Raw genomic sequence first — 16,859 nt, 5'->3', positions numbered from 1 at the left:
GACGACGGGTTCAGTCGTCCGGAGCGTGCGCGGCGAGCGCGCGCCGGTACACGTCCAGGTAGCGGGCCGCGCTCCCTGCCCAGCCGAAATCGCGGGTCATGGCCTGAACCACATGCTCGTTCCACGCCTCCGCACTCCCCGCGTACAGCGCGGCCGCCCGCCCGAGCGCGACCTCGAGATCTTCCGGCGTGTATCCGTCGAACAGGAAGCCCGTGACCTGGTCCTCGATGGTGTCGGCCAGCCCCCCGACGCGCCGCGCGACCGGGAGCACGCCGTAAAGCTGCGCCCGCATCTGCGTGAGGCCGCAAGGTTCGTAGAGCGACGGCATCAGGAGGAGGTCGATGCCCGCCAGGAGCCGGTGCTCCTTGGGTTCGGTGAACTCGGTGTCCACGGCGATCCGGTCGGGATACCGCCCGGCCAACTCACGCAGCGCCGTCTCGTACCGTTCCTCGCCCTGGCCGAGAAAGATGAACTGGCCTTGGGCCCGCTCCAGGGGCCCGCCGTCGATGAGCAGGTCGAGCCCCTTCTGCCCGACGAGCCGCGCGGTCATCCCGTACAGCGGTTCGCGCGGCGCCTCGGCCAGGAAGTACTCCCGCTGCAGCGCCCGCTTGCACACGGCTTTCCCGGCCAGATCCGCGCTCGAGAACGTCGCGGCGATCTCCTCGTCCGTTCCGGGATTCCAGACTTCCAGATCGACTCCGTTCAGGATTCCGAGGAAGCGGTCGCCCATCTCGATGAACGAACCGTGGAGACCGAACCCTCCGGCCGCGGTCCGAAGCTCGACCGCGTGCGTGGGACTCACGGTCGTCGCGTAGTCCGCGAACACGAGGCCCCCCTTGAGCAGGTTCAGGTGGCCGTAGAACTCCATGCGGCGCCAGTGAAACAGTTCGCGCGGAAGCCCGATCTCATCGAGCACCTCCGGCCGCTGAAGTCCCTGGTAGCCGGCGTTGTGAATGGAGAGGACGGCCGCCATGCGGTCATGCGCCTCGCGTCCCGCGAACCGCGTGCGCAGGAAGACGGGGGCGAGGGCCGCATGCCAGTCGTGCGCGTGGACGACGACGGGCACGTTGGCGAGTTCCGGCAGAATCTGGAGCGCCGCGAGGTTGTAGAGCGCGAAGCGCAGCGGGTTGTCCTCGTAATCCGCCCCGTCGTCCCCGTAGATCCCATCGCGGTCGAAGCACCCGGGATGGTCGACGAAGAGCACCCGCGGGTTCCGGCGCGGGCCGGGATGCTGGAGAATCCGGACCTCCTCCACCCGACGGCCCACGCGCACGTGGAAGCTGTCCGCAATCGGCTCCAGGTCCGGGAAGGCCTCACGCACCGACCGGTAGAGCGGCATGAACACCGTGACGGGGGTGCCTTGGGCGGCCTGGAAGGTGGCGATGCCCCGCACCGCCTCCGCGAGGCCGCCCGTACGGGCGTACGGCCAGTACTCGGCGACGAGATGCACGACGGCGAGTTCCTCCGGGGGCTTGACCCCCGTCCGCGGTCGTGCCGGCGCTGGCTTGGCGATTGTAGGCATGCGGCTCATACTTCGTCGCGAAGTGGCGAGTGTGTGGCTGCAAGGGACGGCGCCCGGTCCGGACGGACGCGCGACGCACCGTGATGAGGTGGCAGATCGAACACAAAAAAGCTAGCGGCCCGCCCGGACCTCTCCAAACCCCGGCGCGCGACCCTTCGTTGCCTCTGAAGGCGTCCGACTTCGAGGCGTTCCATGCGGGACGGGAGTCCACGCTCCACGACCTCCTCGGCGCGCACCCGTGCGAGCGCGGCGGAGAGGCGGGTACGCGGTTCGCCGTCTGGGCCCCGCGCGCCCGCCGGGTCAGCGTCGTGGGCTCGTTCAACGATTGGGACGGAGAGGCGCATCACATGTCTCCGGTGGGAGACGCCGGCGTGTGGGAACGCTTTCTCCCCGGCGTCGGGCCCGGAGACCTGTACAAGTTTCGGGTAGCTTCCGGGACCGACGGCGCGGTGGCCCCGCCCTCCGGCCCGGTCGACAAGGCGGATCCCCTCGGACGCGCCGCCGAGGTCAGGCCGGGCACGGCGTCGCGGGTCCGGTCGACCGGCCCGTACGACTGGACGGATGCGGCGTGGGTCGAGGCACGTCGGGAACGCGCGGCCCCCGGCGTCCCCATCTCCATCTACGAGGTCCATCCCGGTTCCTGGCGCCGCAACGCGGACGGCTCGTGGCCGGGGTATCGCGCGCTCGCCCGGGAATTGCTGCCCTACGCCGCCGACCTGGGTTTCACGCACATCGAACTCCTCCCCGTCATGGAGCACCCGTATGACGGGAGTTGGGGGTATCAGACGGTCGGATATTTCGCTCCCACTTCCCGCTACGGGCCTCCGGAGGACTTCGCGCACTTCGTGGATGAAGCCCACCGCCTGGGGCTGGGCGTCGTGCTCGACTGGGTGCCGGGCCACTTCGGCCCCGACCTCCACGGCCTGAGGACGTTCGACGGCGCGCCGCTCTACGAGATGGGGGAGGAATCGCGGGCCGTGCATCCGGATTGGGGCACGCTCGCCTTCGATTTCAGCCGGCCGGAGGTCGTCTCATTCCTCCTCTCGAGCGCCCGCTACTGGATCGAGCGCTACCACGTGGACGGCCTGCGCGTCGATGCGGTGGCGTCGATGCTCCACCTGGACTATTCGCGGGACGAGGGCGACTGGGAGCCGAACGAACTCGGGGGACGGGAGAACCTCGGCGCGATCGCCTTCCTCAAAGGGCTCTCGGAGACGGTCCACCGGGATTTCCCCGGCGTCCTCCTGTTCGCGGAGGAGAGCAGCGCGTGGCCGGGCGTGACGGCGCCGGTGGACGAGGGCGGGCTCGGGTTCGACTTCAAGTGGAACATGGGGTGGATGAACGACACGCTCCGGGTCCTGGCCGCCCCGCCGGAGCGGCGGCCGCACCTGCACCGGCGCCTGACGTTCTCTCTTCACTACGCCCACACGGAACGATATCTCCTTCCCCTGTCGCACGATGAAGTGGTTCACCTCAAGCGTTCTCTCGTAGAGAAGATGCCGGGGACGGAAGAGGAGAAGTTCGCCGGTCTCCGCCTCCTCCTCGGCTACATGTGGACGCACCCGGGAGCCAAACTCCTCTTCATGGGAGGGGAGATCGGGGAGCGGCGGGAATGGCACGAAGACCGTGAGCTGGACTGGAGTCTTCCGGATGCATCATCGAACCCGGCGTACCGGTCGCATCGCGGGCTCCGGCGCTGGGTGCGCGCGCTGAACCGCCTGTATGCGGAAGAACCAGCGCTACACGCGCTCGACCACGCGCCGGAAGGGTTCGAGTGGCTCGACGTACACGATGCCCGGCACAGCGTGCTGAGCTACGTGCGCTGGCGGCCGGAGTGGGAGGGGTGTCTCGTCGTGGTGGCGAATTTCTCCGCCACCGCGTGGCCGCACTACCGGGTCGCACTTCCCGAAGCCGGACCCTACCGCGTCCTGCTGGACAGCGGCGATCCGGCCTTCGGGGGGGGCGGGCGCACCGCACTGCCGCCGAGCGCCGAGGAGGCGCCCCGCCATGGACGTCCCGCCTCGGTCCCGGTCGATCTCCCGCCGCTGGGGTTTCTCGTGCTCACGCGCTCGGAAGGGTCGGGTGAAGGGGATCAGGCCGCGTAGAGTTGCAGCCGCGTCGCGAACTCGCCGGCGATCGTCTCCAGCGTCTCGAGGTCCGGGTGGCGGAGGAAGATCATCCCGTCGGATACGAGCGTGGCCTGCCAGTTCCGCCGGGGTGACCCGACCGGGAGCAGATCCAGGCTGCACACCCGCTCGCCGTACTCCTGGAGCAGCGGGGCGAGCCCTTCGATGCGCTGGATCCGGCCCTGCCCGCGCGCCCGCTTGACGATCCAGCACGCGTTGTACTTCCGTTCCACCGGCTGCGACCACTTCGCGTGCACGACCCCTTCGGCCCACCCGCGATAGGTGTCGATGTCGCTCGCGAAGTTGATCAGATCGACCGTCCGCACGCCCGGAGGCCTCGCGGCGATCTCGCCGAACACGGCTTCCCCGTCCGCCGTCCGGTACCACTCCATGTGCGTGTAGCCGGTCTCGAATCCGAGCGCGGCGAGCACGGCGAAGCCCATCTCGCGTCCGACGGCCAGGTCGTCCGCCTCCACGTCGCGCAGCGCATACGTGATGGGGCTGAGCCACTCGTGCGTCTTCGACTCGAGCGCGCGGGGCCAGTAGCGGCAGATGTTGTAGTGCGCGACGACCCCTCCGACGGTGACCGTGTCGAACGTCATGTCCTCGCCCTCGATGAACTCCTCGACCGTGACCTGCGGGACGTGCCGGAGGGCGGGAAGGATCCGCTCCAGCTCCCGCGCCGAATCGACGCGATGGGTGTCGGCCGAGCCGGCGCCGTCGACGGGTTTCACGATGAGCGGGAATCCGACGCGCTCCGCGACCTCGCGGCACTCGGCGTTGCTCGTGGCCCTCCCGTGGCGCGGCGTCCGGATCCCGGCCCCGTCGAGGACGTCCTTCATCACTTCCTTGTCGCGGAAGGGGAGCGTCTGCTCGACGGTCGGCCCGGGCAACTCCAGCATCTCCCTCAGCCGCGCCGCGAGGATCATGAAGGGTTCCCAGAGACACTCCACGCGGTCGATCCGGGTTCTCGCGGCGAGCGCGGCGACCTGCCGCATCACGTCCGCCTCATCCGCCAGCGATCTCACCTGCAGGTGGGTGGACACGCTCTTCCGGGCGATCTCGGGCAGCGCCGACCCGGGCTGATCGCCCAGGCCGATGACGTTCGCGCCCACTACCGCGAGCCCGCGCGTGAAGTACGTCATCTCGGCCGGGTACCCCGGCGAAATCATCAGCACGTTCATGTACTCAACTCCACCCTTACCTCGGTGATGATGCGCCCCAGCGCCTCCTCGACGACCTCGGTGCGCGGGTGGCGGACGATGATGTAGCCCTCTCCCTCGTACGACGCGCTCTGCGCCTGTCCCGTGCGGGGGAGGCGCCACTCGACGCACAGCGGCCCGAGGTCCCTCGCGATCTCCTCGATGCCGGCCACCCGTCGCACGGGGCCCCGGCCCTGTCCCCGGAGATAGGCCGCGCCGGCCGCGTAGGGGCGGGGCGGGGGATCGAATTCATCGAAGACCAGGAGATGGGCCCAGGCACGGTAGAGGTCGAAGTCGTGCGCCTGGGAGATCAGCGTGACGAACTGGGCGCCCGGCGGCCGGGCTCCGACTTCGGAGATCGCCACCGAGCCGTCGGGCCGCCGGAACCACTCCATGTGGCTCAGCCCCGTCTCCATCCCGAGCGCATCGAGCGCGGGTCCCGCGACGCGCCGGATCTCCTCGTACCGGGGCGAATCGACCTCCCGCGGAAGGAGGACGCACCACTGGATCCACGGCTCGCGCAGCACCTCGAGGGGCGAGGGCAGGTAGTGGTTGATCGAATGCCAGACGACGTGCCCGCCGACCGAGACCGCGTCGAAGGAGTGTTCCTCGCCGACGACGAACTCCTCGATGAGCGTCGGCCGCTCCGCGCTCGGCCCGGACATGGCGATCGCCGTGCGCAACTGCGCCGGCGTTTCCACGCGGAACGTGCCGCGGGCGCCGGAACCGGCCGGCGGCTTCACGATGAGCGGGAAGCCGGCAGCATCCGAGAAGGCGGTCGCCTCGCCCTCGCCGCGGACCAGCGCGTGTCGGGCACAGGGCAGACCGTGCGCCCGGAGCACGTCCTTCATGCGTGACTTGTCGCGAAAGTTGTCCGCGGCGGCCGCGCCCATGCCCGCGATTCCCAGCGCGTCGCGCAGCTCCCCGAGCGGGACCTGAAGTTCCTCGAGCGCGCCCAGGAGGCGGTCGATCCCGCCGAGTTCCGCGGAGAGCCGGCGCAGCCCGCTGTGAATTCCCTCCGCCGACAGGGCGTCCTCGACCCGGACGTGCGACGCGACCCCCCGCCGCAGCGAGGCCGGCGTTCGCTCGAGCGGCTCCTGCGTCACGACCCCGAGGCGCACGTCGGCGAGCCCCGCGGCGGCTTCCAGAAAGCGCAGCGTGGTGGGAAGATAGAACGGGGCGACGAATGCGACGTTGGGCATGGATCTTCCAGGTTGCCGTGGCGGGCCGGCCGGCCGCCGCCGGACGGGCTGGCGTTCGAGAGCAGGGACTGTACTATGTCGAGCCCCCAAAGTGAAGTTTTCCCCGCGAGTCGTTGGCGAAGCATGCACGTCGTATTCGTTGAACCCCTGTTCCCCGGGAACCAGAAGGACTTCGTGCGCGGCCTGCACGAGATCGGCGCGGAAGTGTCCGCGGTGGGCGAAGCCCCGCCGGAAGCGCTGGGCGCCGACCTGCACCGGTGGCTCACCTGCTACGAGCAGGTCGGTTCCGTGTGCGACGAGGGCGCGCTCGCACACGCGCTTCACGAGATCCACCGGCGGCGGCCCGTGGATCGCCTCGAGGCCACGGTCGAAGCCCACATCCTCCCGGCCGCCCGTGTGCGGGAAGCCGCGGGGCTGGCCGGGACCTCCGTGCTCACCGCGCACCTGTGCCGCGACAAGCCGGCCATGAAGGACGCCCTTCGCGATGCGGGGATCACGACGGCGCAGTCCATGGGTGGAGGCGACGCGGAGGAGATCGTGCGTTTCGGCGGACGGGTCGGCTATCCGCTCATCGTCAAGCCTCGCGCCGGGGCCGGCGCCTCGGGCACGTATCGCGTCGACGACGAGGCCCAACTCGCGGCGTTGCTCCCGCGCCTCGGCGTGGGGCATGGAGCCGAAGTGGCCGTCGAGGAGTTCGTCGACGGACACGAGGCCTTCTACGACACGCTGACGGTGGGCGGCACGGTGGTCCACGACTTCATGACCCACTACTACCCGAACGTGCTCGAGGCCATGCGGACCCGTGACGTGTCGCCCCAGTTCATCGCCACGAACCGGATCGACACCGCCGATGCATACGCCGAAGTCAGGGAACTGGGGCGGCGGGTCATCGATGCGCTCGAGATCGGGACCTCGGCGACCCACATGGAATGGTTCTTCGGCGACAAGGGGCTCAAGTTCTCCGAGATCGGTTGTCGTCCCCCCGGCGTGCGGGCCTGGGACCTGTATGGAGCGGCGAACGAAATGGACGTGTACCGCGAGTGGGCGGCCTGCCTCGTGCACGGCCGCAAATCGCAGGACGCGTCGCGCCGGTACTCCGCGGGGATCGTGACGTTGCGGCCCGAAAACGATGGACGGATCGCGGGGTACGAGGGTCTGGAGAAGGTGGAAGCCCGTTTCGGAGAGTGGATCATCGACACGCACCTGCCGCCGCCCGGCACGCCCACCCAACCGGTGGAGGCCGGATACATGGCGAACGCCTGGCTCCGCCTGCGGCACCCGGACTACGACGAACTCCGCGCGATGCTCGACGCCGTGGGGCGGTGGGTGCGGGTGCGCGCCGCATGAGGGCGTCGAGAAGGCGTCGGACGGCCGACGGCGCCGCGTCCCGGTCGCCGCTCGTCCTCCTGGGTCCGCGAGGAGGCGGCCTCACGCTCCGGGACGTGGTCCGGGAACTGGAGGCCGAGGGAGCGCTGTCGCCGGGCGCGCGGATCGCGGCCGTCACGGCAGGGTGGCGGGACCGCGAGGCGAACGAAGGCCTGGTCGATCCCCGCCTCGCCGACCGCGTCGTGGACCTTGAACTCTATCGGCGCTCCGACCGGATCGCCGAAGCGGACGCGGAACTCGCGCGGGCGCACCGGGCGAGCCGCGACCGGCTCAGGGCGCTGCGGCGCGCCTACAACCTGCGGCTCCACCGTCTCATCGAGGCGCATCGGCGGCTGGCCGACCTGCGAGGCGACGAGACGGTGCTCGCCGAGGAACGGGATGAGGCCTTCGAAGCGATTCGGCGCCTCGATGCGCGCCATCTCGACCGCGTGGTCGAGATTCGCTCGGCGTTCGAACGGCGCATGGCGCCCGGCGAGCGCGACGCCGTGCGATCGCAGCGACGGGAGGTAGACGCGCGTCTCGAGGGGGCGGAGGCGATCCTCCTCGAGGGCGGGCACGTCTCGAATCTCCTCAGCCGGCTGCGTCTCTTCGGCGGACGGGAACTCCTCGGAAGCCGCACCGTGATCGCCCGCTCGGCCGGCGCGATGGTGCTGACGGAGCGCATCGTCCTCTTTCACGATCGGCCGCCCTGGGGGGAGGGGAACCCCGAGGTGTTCGATGCGGGATTCGGGCTTGCCGCGGGGATCGTCGCGCTTCCCCACGCCTCGGCCCGCCTGGCGCTGGACGACCGGACGCGCAGCGCGCGGCTCGCGGCCCGCTTCGCCCCGGCATCCTGCGTCCTCCTCGACCCGGGCCGCCGCCTCGACCGGGACGGCGACGGCTGGAGCGGCGGGGACGGCGTCGAGCGTCTCGACCTGGCGGGCCGCCGGGTCCTTTTCCGCGCGGCAGCGTAGTCCGGCCATGCGATTCGACCCCAACCTCCGCGAACAGGGGCACGACCTGTCCATGCCGCGTTCGCCGGCCATCGCGGCGCTCGAGAGGCAGCTCGTCCCGGGTCCCGGTGCGGCGGCCGCGGTGGACGCCTTCCTCGAGGCCAACGAGTTCCCGCTCTCCGAGCCGCCCCTCTACACTTTCGTGTATCGGGGTCCCGCGGACGCCGTCCGCCTCCGGCACTGGGTGCGCGGACTCCAGACCTCGGCGCCCTTCCGCCGCCTGGACGGAACGGATCTCTGGTGCTACACCCTCGAACTCCCCGATGAGTCGCGGGTGGAGTACAAGATCGAGGTGCTCGCCCACGGCCGCGCGGAGTGGATCGAGGATCCGCTGAATCCGCACCGCGCCCGCGATCCGTTCGGCGCGAACTCCGTCGTGCAGGCACGCGGCTACGAGATCCCCGGCTGGGCTCGTGAGAGCGAGGAAGCCCCCCGCGGCGCGATCGACGAACTCGTGGTCGAGAGCGAGGCGCTCGATTCCGCCCGGCACGTCACGGTGTACCGTCCGGCGGCGTTCCGTGCGAACCGCAGCTACCCGCTGCTCGTCGTCCACGACGGCGCGGACTACCTCGAGTACGCCAGCCTGCGCGCGGTGTTCGACCAGTTGATAGGCCGCTTCGAGATCCCGCGGATGATCGTCGCGTTGCTGCATCCCGGCGACCGCATGTCGGAGTATTCGGCAGATCCGGCGCACGCGCGGTTCGTCGTCAAGGAACTGTTGCCGCGCCTCGAGCGCGACTACCCGCTCCTCCCGGAGCCGGAGTCGCGCGGTCTCATGGGCGCGAGTCTCGGTGCGGTCGCCTCCTTCCACGCCGCGCTCGAACACCCGGGCCGCTTCGGCCGCCTCCTGCTGCAGTCCGGCTCGTTCCTGTTCACGGACATCGGCGCCAGCGAGAGCGGCCCCGTCTTCGACCGCATCGTCGAGATGATGAACGCGTACCGGGACGCGCCGACCGCCGTCGCGCAGAAGGTCTTCGTCTCCGTGGGCGTCTACGAACCGCTCGTCTCGGAGAATCGAGCCCTGATCCCCGCCCTCCGGCGCGGCGGCGCCGACGTGCGCTTCGTCGAGTCGCGCGATGGCCACAACTGGGAGAACTGGCGCGACCGGCTGCGCGAGGGCCTGTCGTGGCTCTTCCCGGGTCCCCTCTGGATGGTGTACGAATGACCGTCCCTGCGGCCTCCGCGCCCCCACCGGCCCCGGCGCCCGAGGTCACGCGCCGCATCGGCCTCTCGCTCGGGGCGGACCTCTGCTGGCCCATCGCCTACCGCGCGATCCTGGAGCGGCTGAACCCCCGGATCCCGTCGTCCGACGGCACGATCCGGTTCCATCTCGAGGATGTCACGATCGAGCCCTTCGACCTGCAGCAGAAGGGGAAATACGACATCGTCATCGACCGCCTCACGCACTGGTATTTTCCGACGCGAGAATGGATCAAGAAGTCCGTGATCATGGACGGGCTCTACGTGTTCAACAATCCGTGGAGCGTCCAGTCGATGGAGAAGCACTCCACCTACTGCGCGATGATGAGGCTGGGTCTCCCGGTTCCGCGGACATGGCTCATCCCGCCCAAGTCCTACGACCCGCAGGACGACTTGGCGGTCACCCTGAAGCGCTACGCGCGGCTGTTCGATCTTCCCGCCGTGGCGCACGACCTGGGCTATCCCGCGTTCATGAAGCCCTACGACGGCGGAGGCTGGCGCGGCGTGTCGCGGATCGAGGACGACGAGGCGCTCGGCGCCGCCTACGACGAGAGCGGCAAGTTCGTCATGCACCTTCAGCAGGGGGTGGCGCACGATCGCTTCGTCCGCTGCATCGGGCTGGGGCCCCAGACGCGCGCCGTCCTCTACGATCCCGAGGCCCCCGCGCACGACCGCTACACCGTCGAGCGCGATCACCTCGAGCCCGCCGACACCGGCGCGATCCGGGACACGACGCTCACGATCAACGCCTTCTTCGGTTGGGATTTCAACTCGTGCGAGGTCCTGCGCAACGGCGGGCAGTGGGTGCCGATCGACTTCGCCAACCCCTGTCCGGACTCGCAGGTCACGTCGCTCCACTACCATTTTCCGTGGCTCATCAAGGCGAACCTCCGCTGGTCTCTCTTCTGCGCGGCGACGCGGCGCAAGATGCGCATCAACCTCGACTGGCAGCCGTTCTTCGATGCCTGCCGCCCCGGGATGTCGGTGGGAGAGAGGGTCCGGGCGTGCGCCGCGATCGCGGAGGCGCGGTTCGAGACCGACCGCTTCGTGGAGTTCTGCGACACCCATCTCGCGGAACTCGACGAGATAGCGCACGAGTTCTTCGGCGGCGAAGCCGCCCGCGACGCGGTGCGCGCGAAGGTGGCATCGCTCTACCCCGACCACGAAGTCGAAGAGTTCACCGCGCTCTTCTTCGATCGCATACAGGCGGCCCGCCGCGAGGAACCCCCCGGCGCCGTGCCGATTCTCGCCTCATGAAGATCAACCGAAGCTGGCGGTCCGACCGCCTCGGCCAGGAGGTGAACGTCGCCCGCTGGGGCGAGGTCGGCGTCCCCTTCCTCATGTTTCCCACCGCGGGAGGGGATGCGGAGGAGATCGAGCGCTTCCTCGTCATCGACACGGTCGCGGACTACCTGACGGACGGACGGCTCAAGGTCTATTCGTGCGACAGCGTCGCGGGCCGCGTCATGCTCGGCGGGGAGGGGACCCCCGAGCACCGCATGACGGTCCTCAACCGGTTTCAGGAGTTCGTCTACCGCGAGTTCGTCCCCATGATCCGGGAAGACTGCAACGATCCCGGGATCGAGGTCATCGTCGCGGGTTCCTCGATCGGGGCGTTCAACGCGCTGGCCATGGTGTGCCGCTTTCCCGACGCGTTCTCACACGCGTTGTGCATGAGCGGCACGTACGACCTCCAGCGCTTCCTGAAACACGAGACGGGGATCGAAGCGAGCGCGACGGGAGACTTCTACCGCGCCTCCCCCGTGCACCATCTGCCGCAACTCGCGGGCGAGACGCTCGACCGTCTGCGGGAACGCTTCGTCCTCCTCGCCTCCGGGCGCGGGCGGGCGGAGGACATCGGCGAGTCCTGGCGCGCGGCCTCGCTCCTCGGGCGGAAAGGCGTGCCGAACCGGATGGACGACTGGGGCGAAGAGTGGCACCACGACTGGCCCACATGGCGCCACATGCTCCTCCGCTACCTGGACGAGTTGCTCCCCGTCACCTAGAGCCGCGTTCGCTCCCTGGAGCGGCGCTCAGTCGTCTCCGCGCGAATCTCGCAGCGCCGGGACGTAGTAGTCGCGCGTGTAGTCCCGCACCATGCGGCCGGCCGTGAATCGCGCGCCGGCCACCTCGATCGCGCGCCGCGCATGTGCGAGCCAGCCCGCCGGGACGTCGTCCGCGCCGTCCGCGCCATCCGCGCCGGTGCGGTCGTAGTAGAGCGGGATGACGTCCTCCTCCAGGAGCCGGAACAGGTGTTCGGCGTCGTGCTCGTCCACCTCCTCCTCGCTCGCCCCGGCCGGCGCGGGAGGGATGATCCACCCGTTGTCTCCGTCGAACCCCTCCTCCCACCAGCCGTCCGTGGTCGCGAGTTGGGGGACGCCGTTGAGCGCCGCCTTCATCCCGCTCGTCCCGCTCGCTTCCAGCGGGATCCGGGGGAGGTTGAGCCACAGGTCGACGCCCTCGACGAGACCATGTGCCGTATGGAGTCCGTAGTTCTCGATGAGGGCGATCCTCCCCTCGAACTCCGGATCGCGCGTACGCTCGTACACGCGCTGGAGGACGCGCTTGCCGTCGTCGTCCCGGGGGTGCGCCTTTCCCGCGAAAATCAGCTGCACGGGGCGGGCGGGGTCCGAAAGCAGCGCCAGGAGACGGTCGGGGTCGCGGAAGATGAGATCTGCCCGCTTGTAGGTTGCGAACCGCCGCGCGAAGCCGATCGTGAGCGGCCCGGGGCTCATCAGCGTGCCGGCTCCGGCGAGGTGGGCCGATTCCGGCCAATGGTCCGGCCACCGGCGCCGGGCCTCGTCGCGCATCAGGTCCAGGAGCCGGAGCTTCAGCCGGCGTCGCACGCGCCACAGCGCCTCCACCGGAACGTCGCGGACCGCGCGCCACATGGCTTCGTCGCCCGGGAGGCACCGCCACTCGGCCGGCAGCCATTCGTCCAGCAGGCGCGCGATGTCGTCGCTCATCCACGTGGCGAGGTGGACGCCGTTCGTCACATGCCGGATCGGCACCTCTCCGACTGCCCGGCCTTCCCAGAGGCCGCGCCAGATCTCCCGGCTCACGCGCCCGTGCCGCGCGGAAACGCCGTTCACTCGCCGCGACAGGCGGATCGCCGCCGCCGTCATGTGAAACCTGTCCTGCGTCCCGTCGTCCGGGTGGAGCCCGAGCGCGAGCAACTCCTCGCGGTGAGGGATCTCTTCCCAGAACGTCTCGCCGATCCATTCCCGCATCTGCGCGTGGGAGAACACATCGTGACCCGCGGAGACGGGGGTATGGGTGGTGAAAACGGTCGAGGCGCGGACCCGCGACACCGCCGCCGCGAAGGAGCGGCCGTCCTGCATCAGCCGGCGCACGCGCTCGACCATCATGAACGCCGCGTGGCCCTCGTTCGCGTGCCACGCCCCGGGATCGATCCCGAGCGCGGCGAGCACGCGCACGCCTCCGACGCCGAGGATCGCTTCCTGCCGCAGCCGGTGGTCCGCGCCGCCGGCGTAGAGTTGGTGGGAGAGACCCCGGTCCGCGGGGTCGTTCTCCTCGAGGTCCGTGTCGAGGAGATACAGGGAGACGCGCCCGACGCGCAGCCTCCAGGCCCCGATCCGGATGCGGCGTCCTCCGCCGCGGATCGAAGCGAGCCAGGGGACGCCATCCGTGCCGTGCAACCGCTCCAGCGGCGTCAGGTCGGGGTCGAGCGGGTCGTCCGCATCTTCCTGCCAGCCGTCCGGTCCCAGCGTCTGGTCGAAGTAGCCGTGCGCGTACATCAGCCCGACGCCGACGAGGGGGACGCCGAGTTCCGAGGCCGCCTTGAGATGGTCCCCCGCGAGCACGCCGAGCCCCCCGGAGTAGATGGGGATGGATTCGTGCAGCGCGAATTCCGCGCAGAAGTACGCCACCGGGAGATCGCGGAGCGCGGGGTAGCGCGTGCCGAACCAGGTCGGGCGGCGTCACGCCGGGCGCCCAGCGCCGCGTCGTATCTCCGGAGGAAGCCGGCATCTTCGGCCAGACCGCGAAGGCGCTCGGCTCCGACGGTTCGCAGCAGCGCCACGGGGTTGTGCCGCGTGCGGCGCCATAGCGGCGGATCGATGGCCCGGAAGAGGGCCGGGGCCTCCCGGTTCCAGGTCCACGACAGGTCGTTGGCGAGTTCCCACAGCCGCCCGAGGCGGCCGGGCATCTTGTTTTCCGGACCCACGTCCCTCTCTGTCTCCTTGTTTCCTCGGGGGTTCTCGTCACGGCCGGGTTGGGGCGCAGCGGGGCTCCGGGGCTCCCGGAGCGCGAACGAAGTTACCGCACCGTGACGTGCGCGACACACCCCGTCGCCGACTCCGAACATCCTCTCTTCGGCGACCCCGATCCTTCCCTCCGCAAACTCCACCCGTTGCAGCCTCAGCGGCACGGGGCCAAACTCAGCCACCTCCCTCACACTCGCCGCTAACGGGGACAGCGCATGGACTTCGCCACAATCGTAGACTGGCTCGACCGCAACGTCGCGCAGTTCGGGATCACGATCGGAGGAGAGCGCCTGACGCTTCAGGTCCTGCTTCTCCTCGGCATCGGGACCTACCTCACTCTCCGGCTGGGCCTGCCGCAGATCCGCAAGTTCGCGCACGGGGTCGCGGTGGCCACGGGCCGATACGACGACCCGAACGACCCGGGCGACGTGTCGCACTTCCAGGCGCTGACGACCGCGCTCAGCGCCACGGTGGGCATCGGAAACATCGCGGGCGCCGCGATCGCCATCCACCTCGGGGGGCCGGGGGCGCTGTTCTGGATGTGGATGACCGCCTTCCTCGGCATGGCGACGAAGTACAGCGAAGTCACGCTTGCGCAGAAATACCGCGAGGTCGACGAGTCGTCGGCGAAGTACAGCGGGACGGTGTCGGGCGGACCGATGTACTACATCGAGAAGGGGCTCGGGCCGCGCTGGAAGCCGGTGGCGGCGTTCTTCGCGGTGATGCTGGGTCTCACGGCGTTCATGACGGGGAACGCCAACCAGGCCAACACGGTGGCGGACGCGATGCGGGCCGAGTTCGGGATCGCGACGTGGGTCACGGGCCTCGTCACTTCGACGATCGTGGCGCTCGTGATTCTGGGCGGGATCAAGCGCATCGGCCGCGTGACGAGCATCCTGGCTCCGTTCATGGCGATCGTCTACGTGACCGCCGCCATGATCATCATCATCCTCAACCTCGGTCAGGTGCCGGAGACCTTCGCGATCATCTTCCGCGAAGCCTTCAACCCGACCGCCGGCGTGGCGGGCACCGGTGTCGGCGCCTTCCTCGTCACCCTCATGTGGGGGGTGCGGCGCGGGCTCTTCTCGAACGAGGCGGGGCAGGGCTCCGCGCCGATCGCGCACGCGGCCGCCAAGACCGACGAGCCGGTCTCCGAGGGCGTGGTCGCGCTGCTCGAGCCCTTCATCGACACGATCGTCATCGTCACGATGACCGCGCTCGTCATCATCATGACCGGCGCCTGGAACTCGCAGGTTCCGACCGCGATCCAACTCGGGGGCGGGGACATCAGCTACGTGGTGCTCGACGAGGGCGGAAGCTCGGTGCCCACGGAGCCCACGGGGACGATCCGCTACACGCTCGGACGGCCGGGCGTGACGAGCGAGCCGCACCTCGCGTGGCACGAGGTATCCGTGCCGCAACTGTTCGAGGATGAGGCGCAGACGCAGCCGTTCAGCGGGGCCGTCGATCCGGCGCGAACCGTCGCGATCGCCGACGACGGGCGGGAACTGGCCGTCCTCTACGGACAGGCCTACGAGACGGGCGCGCCCCTGACGCAGATGGGCTTCCAGCGCGGTCTGGCGCCGCTCGGCGACTGGGGCCACTACATCGTGATCTTCTCCGTCTTCCTGTTCGCGATCTCGACGGCGATCTCATGGAGCTACTACGGCGACCGCTGCGCGAACTACCTGTTCGGGCAGAGCGCGATCATCCCGTACAAGCTCGTGTTCGTCGCGATGCACTTCATCGGCGCGGTGCTTCCGCTCGCCGTGGTGTGGTCGCTCGGGGACATCTTCCTGGCCATCGTCATCATCCCGAACCTGATCGCGCTGATCTTCCTCGCGCCTCAGATCAGGGAGATGACGGAGTCCTACTTCACGCGCAGTCCGTGGGAGAGGCACCGCAAGGGCTAGTGCGGCGGGGCCTTGCCGCCCAGACGCTGAAGTCCGGCGCCGTCGTTTCGGAGGCGCCGGACTCCCTCCACGTACTCGGAGAAGCTGATCCTGCCCGCGACATAGCGACGCTGGAGCCGGGAGACGATTCGGCTCTCCGCTCCCGTCGGGGCTTCGGTCGGCGCGGGGACATCCGCCGCCGGCGCTTCGAGCCGGGAGTGCCGAACGCGGATGGCGCGCGGTCTCCGGGTCCCGATCCGGACGGCGCCCGTCACGTCCCGCACGAGGCTCTTCATGTCGGCGGCGCACTGTCGCAGAAGACCGGGCCATGATTTCAAGACCGCGGCCACCGCACGGCTCACCGCTCGACCGAGGCCAACGAGGAGGCGGTGGAAATCCCCCCGGCTCCAGTCGCCGGCGCGCACACGCCTGCGGTAGATGACGGCGACGATGCCTCCCAGGAAGACGATCTCGAACATCGCTCAACCCTCCCGTGAGGCTGCGGCCCCGGGCTCCGGCCACGCGCTCTCGATCTCGCGCGCCGCGCGGTCCAGGATCGACTTGACCCTCGCGAGCGTCTCGGGGTCACCCTGTCCGCCGGTCGCGCACTCGAAGCTCACCTGCGCGAGGTGGATGAACGAGCGCGTCACATCGCGCATCGCGGATCCCGTGAAGCGTTCGCCCATGTTGACGAAGCGGCCGAAGATGTCGCGGGTCCGGGACCGGTGTTCCCGGAGGAAGTCGCGACCCTCGGATGTCAGCCGGTAGACGCGCTTCCCGTCGCCCTGCGTCGAGGACACGTACCCCTGGTCCTCGAGCAACTGCAGGGTAGGGTAGACGGAACCCGGACTCGGCGTGTAGAGGCCGCCGGACTCCTCCTCCAGCCGCCGCATCAGCTCGTAGCCATGCATGGGTTCGTCCGAGAGGAGGCGGAGGAGGACGAACTTCAACTCCCCCTTCCGAACCACGCGACGGGTGCCCCCGAATGTCCCTCCGAAACGAAAAACGCCCGGGCCGCAGCAGTTCGCCCAGGCGCCGAATCCATCCTTGCTCGTGAACATCTATCCCCTCCCGCATCCGACCGGTCTCGATATATCGAAATAGTATCCGA

13 protein-coding genes and 1 pseudogene are annotated in these 16,859 nt (G+C 69.6%); 7 read left to right on the top strand and 7 right to left on the bottom strand.

Annotated elements, in window-relative coordinates:
- Positions 1-10: 10 nt before the first annotated feature.
- Positions 11-1,522, bottom strand: coding sequence for a glycogen synthase (locus tag ACOGXI_RS05035; protein ID WP_419937789.1), 1,512 nt, complete (start codon positions 1,520-1,522; stop codon positions 11-13).
- 158 nt (positions 1,523-1,680) lie between these two features.
- Between ACOGXI_RS05035 and glgB the strand changes: the two genes are divergently transcribed.
- Positions 1,681-3,627 carry a 1,4-alpha-glucan branching protein GlgB gene (glgB, locus tag ACOGXI_RS05030; protein WP_419937788.1) on the top strand — a complete coding sequence of 649 codons (1,947 nt, stop codon included), beginning with the start codon at positions 1,681-1,683 and terminating at the stop codon, positions 3,625-3,627.
- Here glgB and ACOGXI_RS05025 read toward each other — a convergent pair.
- Entirely contained in the window at positions 3,615-4,832 is a 1,218-nt protein-coding gene (locus ACOGXI_RS05025; RefSeq protein WP_419937787.1) for an ATP-grasp domain-containing protein, read from the bottom strand. The two genes, glgB and ACOGXI_RS05025, sit on opposite strands and share 13 nt — an antisense overlap.
- Positions 4,829-6,052, bottom strand: a complete 1,224-nt coding sequence (locus ACOGXI_RS05020; protein WP_419937786.1) for an ATP-grasp domain-containing protein — start codon at positions 6,050-6,052, stop codon at positions 4,829-4,831. The genes ACOGXI_RS05025 and ACOGXI_RS05020 overlap by 4 nt, the downstream gene beginning before the upstream one ends.
- 123 nt (positions 6,053-6,175) lie before the next feature.
- On the opposite strand from ACOGXI_RS05020, the gene ACOGXI_RS05015 reads away from it, so the two are divergent.
- From ACOGXI_RS05015 to ACOGXI_RS04995, 5 genes are read left to right on the top strand one after another with little or no spacing between them, the layout of a single operon-like run.
- Complete coding sequence (locus ACOGXI_RS05015) at positions 6,176-7,399, top strand: ATP-grasp domain-containing protein (RefSeq protein WP_419937785.1); 1,224 nt, start codon at positions 6,176-6,178, stop codon at positions 7,397-7,399.
- A complete protein-coding gene (locus ACOGXI_RS05010; RefSeq protein ID WP_419937784.1) occupies positions 7,396-8,391 on the top strand; it encodes a hypothetical protein in 996 nt (331 codons plus the stop codon). The genes ACOGXI_RS05015 and ACOGXI_RS05010 overlap by 4 nt, the downstream gene beginning before the upstream one ends.
- A 7-nt stretch (positions 8,392-8,398) precedes the next feature.
- Complete coding sequence (locus ACOGXI_RS05005; RefSeq protein ID WP_419937783.1) at positions 8,399-9,595, top strand: alpha/beta hydrolase; 1,197 nt, start codon at positions 8,399-8,401, stop codon at positions 9,593-9,595.
- Positions 9,592-10,887: an ATP-grasp domain-containing protein gene (locus ACOGXI_RS05000; protein ID WP_419937782.1), complete on the top strand. Its 1,296-nt coding sequence runs from the start codon at positions 9,592-9,594 to the stop codon at positions 10,885-10,887. The genes ACOGXI_RS05005 and ACOGXI_RS05000 overlap by 4 nt, the downstream gene beginning before the upstream one ends.
- The gene (locus ACOGXI_RS04995; RefSeq protein WP_419937781.1) at positions 10,884-11,636 is read left to right on the top strand and encodes an alpha/beta hydrolase-fold protein; all 753 of its coding nucleotides are present in this window, start codon (positions 10,884-10,886) and stop codon (positions 11,634-11,636) included. The genes ACOGXI_RS05000 and ACOGXI_RS04995 overlap by 4 nt, the downstream gene beginning before the upstream one ends.
- 27 nt (positions 11,637-11,663) lie before the next feature.
- Here ACOGXI_RS04995 and glgP read toward each other — a convergent pair whose 3' ends face one another.
- Positions 11,664-13,520 carry an alpha-glucan family phosphorylase gene (gene glgP / locus ACOGXI_RS04990; RefSeq protein WP_419937780.1) on the bottom strand — a complete coding sequence of 619 codons (1,857 nt, stop codon included), beginning with the start codon at positions 13,518-13,520 and terminating at the stop codon, positions 11,664-11,666.
- 113 nt (positions 13,521-13,633) lie between these two features.
- Positions 13,634-13,798 (bottom strand): annotated as a pseudogene (locus ACOGXI_RS04985) (DUF3417 domain-containing protein); the annotation flags it as partial.
- A gap of 273 nt (positions 13,799-14,071) precedes the next feature.
- On the opposite strand from ACOGXI_RS04985, the gene ACOGXI_RS04980 reads away from it, so the two are divergent.
- The gene (locus ACOGXI_RS04980) at positions 14,072-15,769 is read left to right on the top strand and encodes an alanine/glycine:cation symporter family protein (protein WP_419937779.1); all 1,698 of its coding nucleotides are present in this window, start codon (positions 14,072-14,074) and stop codon (positions 15,767-15,769) included.
- On the opposite strand, the gene ACOGXI_RS04975 is transcribed toward ACOGXI_RS04980, so the two are convergent.
- Together ACOGXI_RS04975 and ACOGXI_RS04970 are read right to left on the bottom strand one after the other, a co-directional pair.
- Complete coding sequence (locus tag ACOGXI_RS04975) at positions 15,766-16,227, bottom strand: hypothetical protein (RefSeq protein WP_419937778.1); 462 nt, start codon at positions 16,225-16,227, stop codon at positions 15,766-15,768. The genes ACOGXI_RS04980 and ACOGXI_RS04975 overlap by 4 nt on opposite strands.
- Positions 16,228-16,230: 3 nt before the next feature.
- Positions 16,231-16,809 (bottom strand): PadR family transcriptional regulator, encoded by a 579-nt coding sequence (locus tag ACOGXI_RS04970; RefSeq protein WP_419937777.1) that lies wholly within the window; start codon positions 16,807-16,809, stop codon positions 16,231-16,233.
- Positions 16,810-16,859: the final 50 nt, after the last annotated feature.

The organism is Candidatus Palauibacter sp. (assembly GCF_965208055.1).
In the GTDB taxonomy this organism is placed as follows: domain Bacteria; phylum Gemmatimonadota; class Gemmatimonadetes; order Palauibacterales; family Palauibacteraceae; genus Palauibacter.
Note: the sequence above shows the minus strand (reverse complement) of the source record. Positions and strands in the feature narration are given on the sequence as shown.

Bases quoted from the DNA above. Each gene is read 5' to 3' on its own strand.
- ACOGXI_RS05000 (WP_419937782.1), top strand. From the start codon at position 9,592: ATGACCGTCCCTGCGGCCTCCGCGCCCCCACCGGCCCCGGCGCCCGAG.
- ACOGXI_RS05005 (WP_419937783.1), top strand. From the start codon at position 8,399: ATGCGATTCGACCCCAACCTCCGCGAACAGGGGCACGACCTGTCCATG.
- ACOGXI_RS05020 (WP_419937786.1), bottom strand. From the start codon at position 6,052: ATGCCCAACGTCGCATTCGTCGCCCCGTTCTATCTTCCCACCACGCTG.
- ACOGXI_RS05015 (WP_419937785.1), top strand. From the start codon at position 6,176: ATGCACGTCGTATTCGTTGAACCCCTGTTCCCCGGGAACCAGAAGGAC.
- ACOGXI_RS04980 (WP_419937779.1), top strand. From the start codon at position 14,072: ATGGACTTCGCCACAATCGTAGACTGGCTCGACCGCAACGTCGCGCAG.
- ACOGXI_RS05010 (WP_419937784.1), top strand. From the start codon at position 7,396: ATGAGGGCGTCGAGAAGGCGTCGGACGGCCGACGGCGCCGCGTCCCGG.
- ACOGXI_RS05035 (WP_419937789.1), bottom strand. From the start codon at position 1,522: ATGCCTACAATCGCCAAGCCAGCGCCGGCACGACCGCGGACGGGGGTC.
- ACOGXI_RS04970 (WP_419937777.1), bottom strand. From the start codon at position 16,809: ATGTTCACGAGCAAGGATGGATTCGGCGCCTGGGCGAACTGCTGCGGC.
- ACOGXI_RS05025 (WP_419937787.1), bottom strand. From the start codon at position 4,832: ATGAACGTGCTGATGATTTCGCCGGGGTACCCGGCCGAGATGACGTAC.
- ACOGXI_RS04995 (WP_419937781.1), top strand. From the start codon at position 10,884: ATGAAGATCAACCGAAGCTGGCGGTCCGACCGCCTCGGCCAGGAGGTG.
- ACOGXI_RS04975 (WP_419937778.1), bottom strand. From the start codon at position 16,227: ATGTTCGAGATCGTCTTCCTGGGAGGCATCGTCGCCGTCATCTACCGC.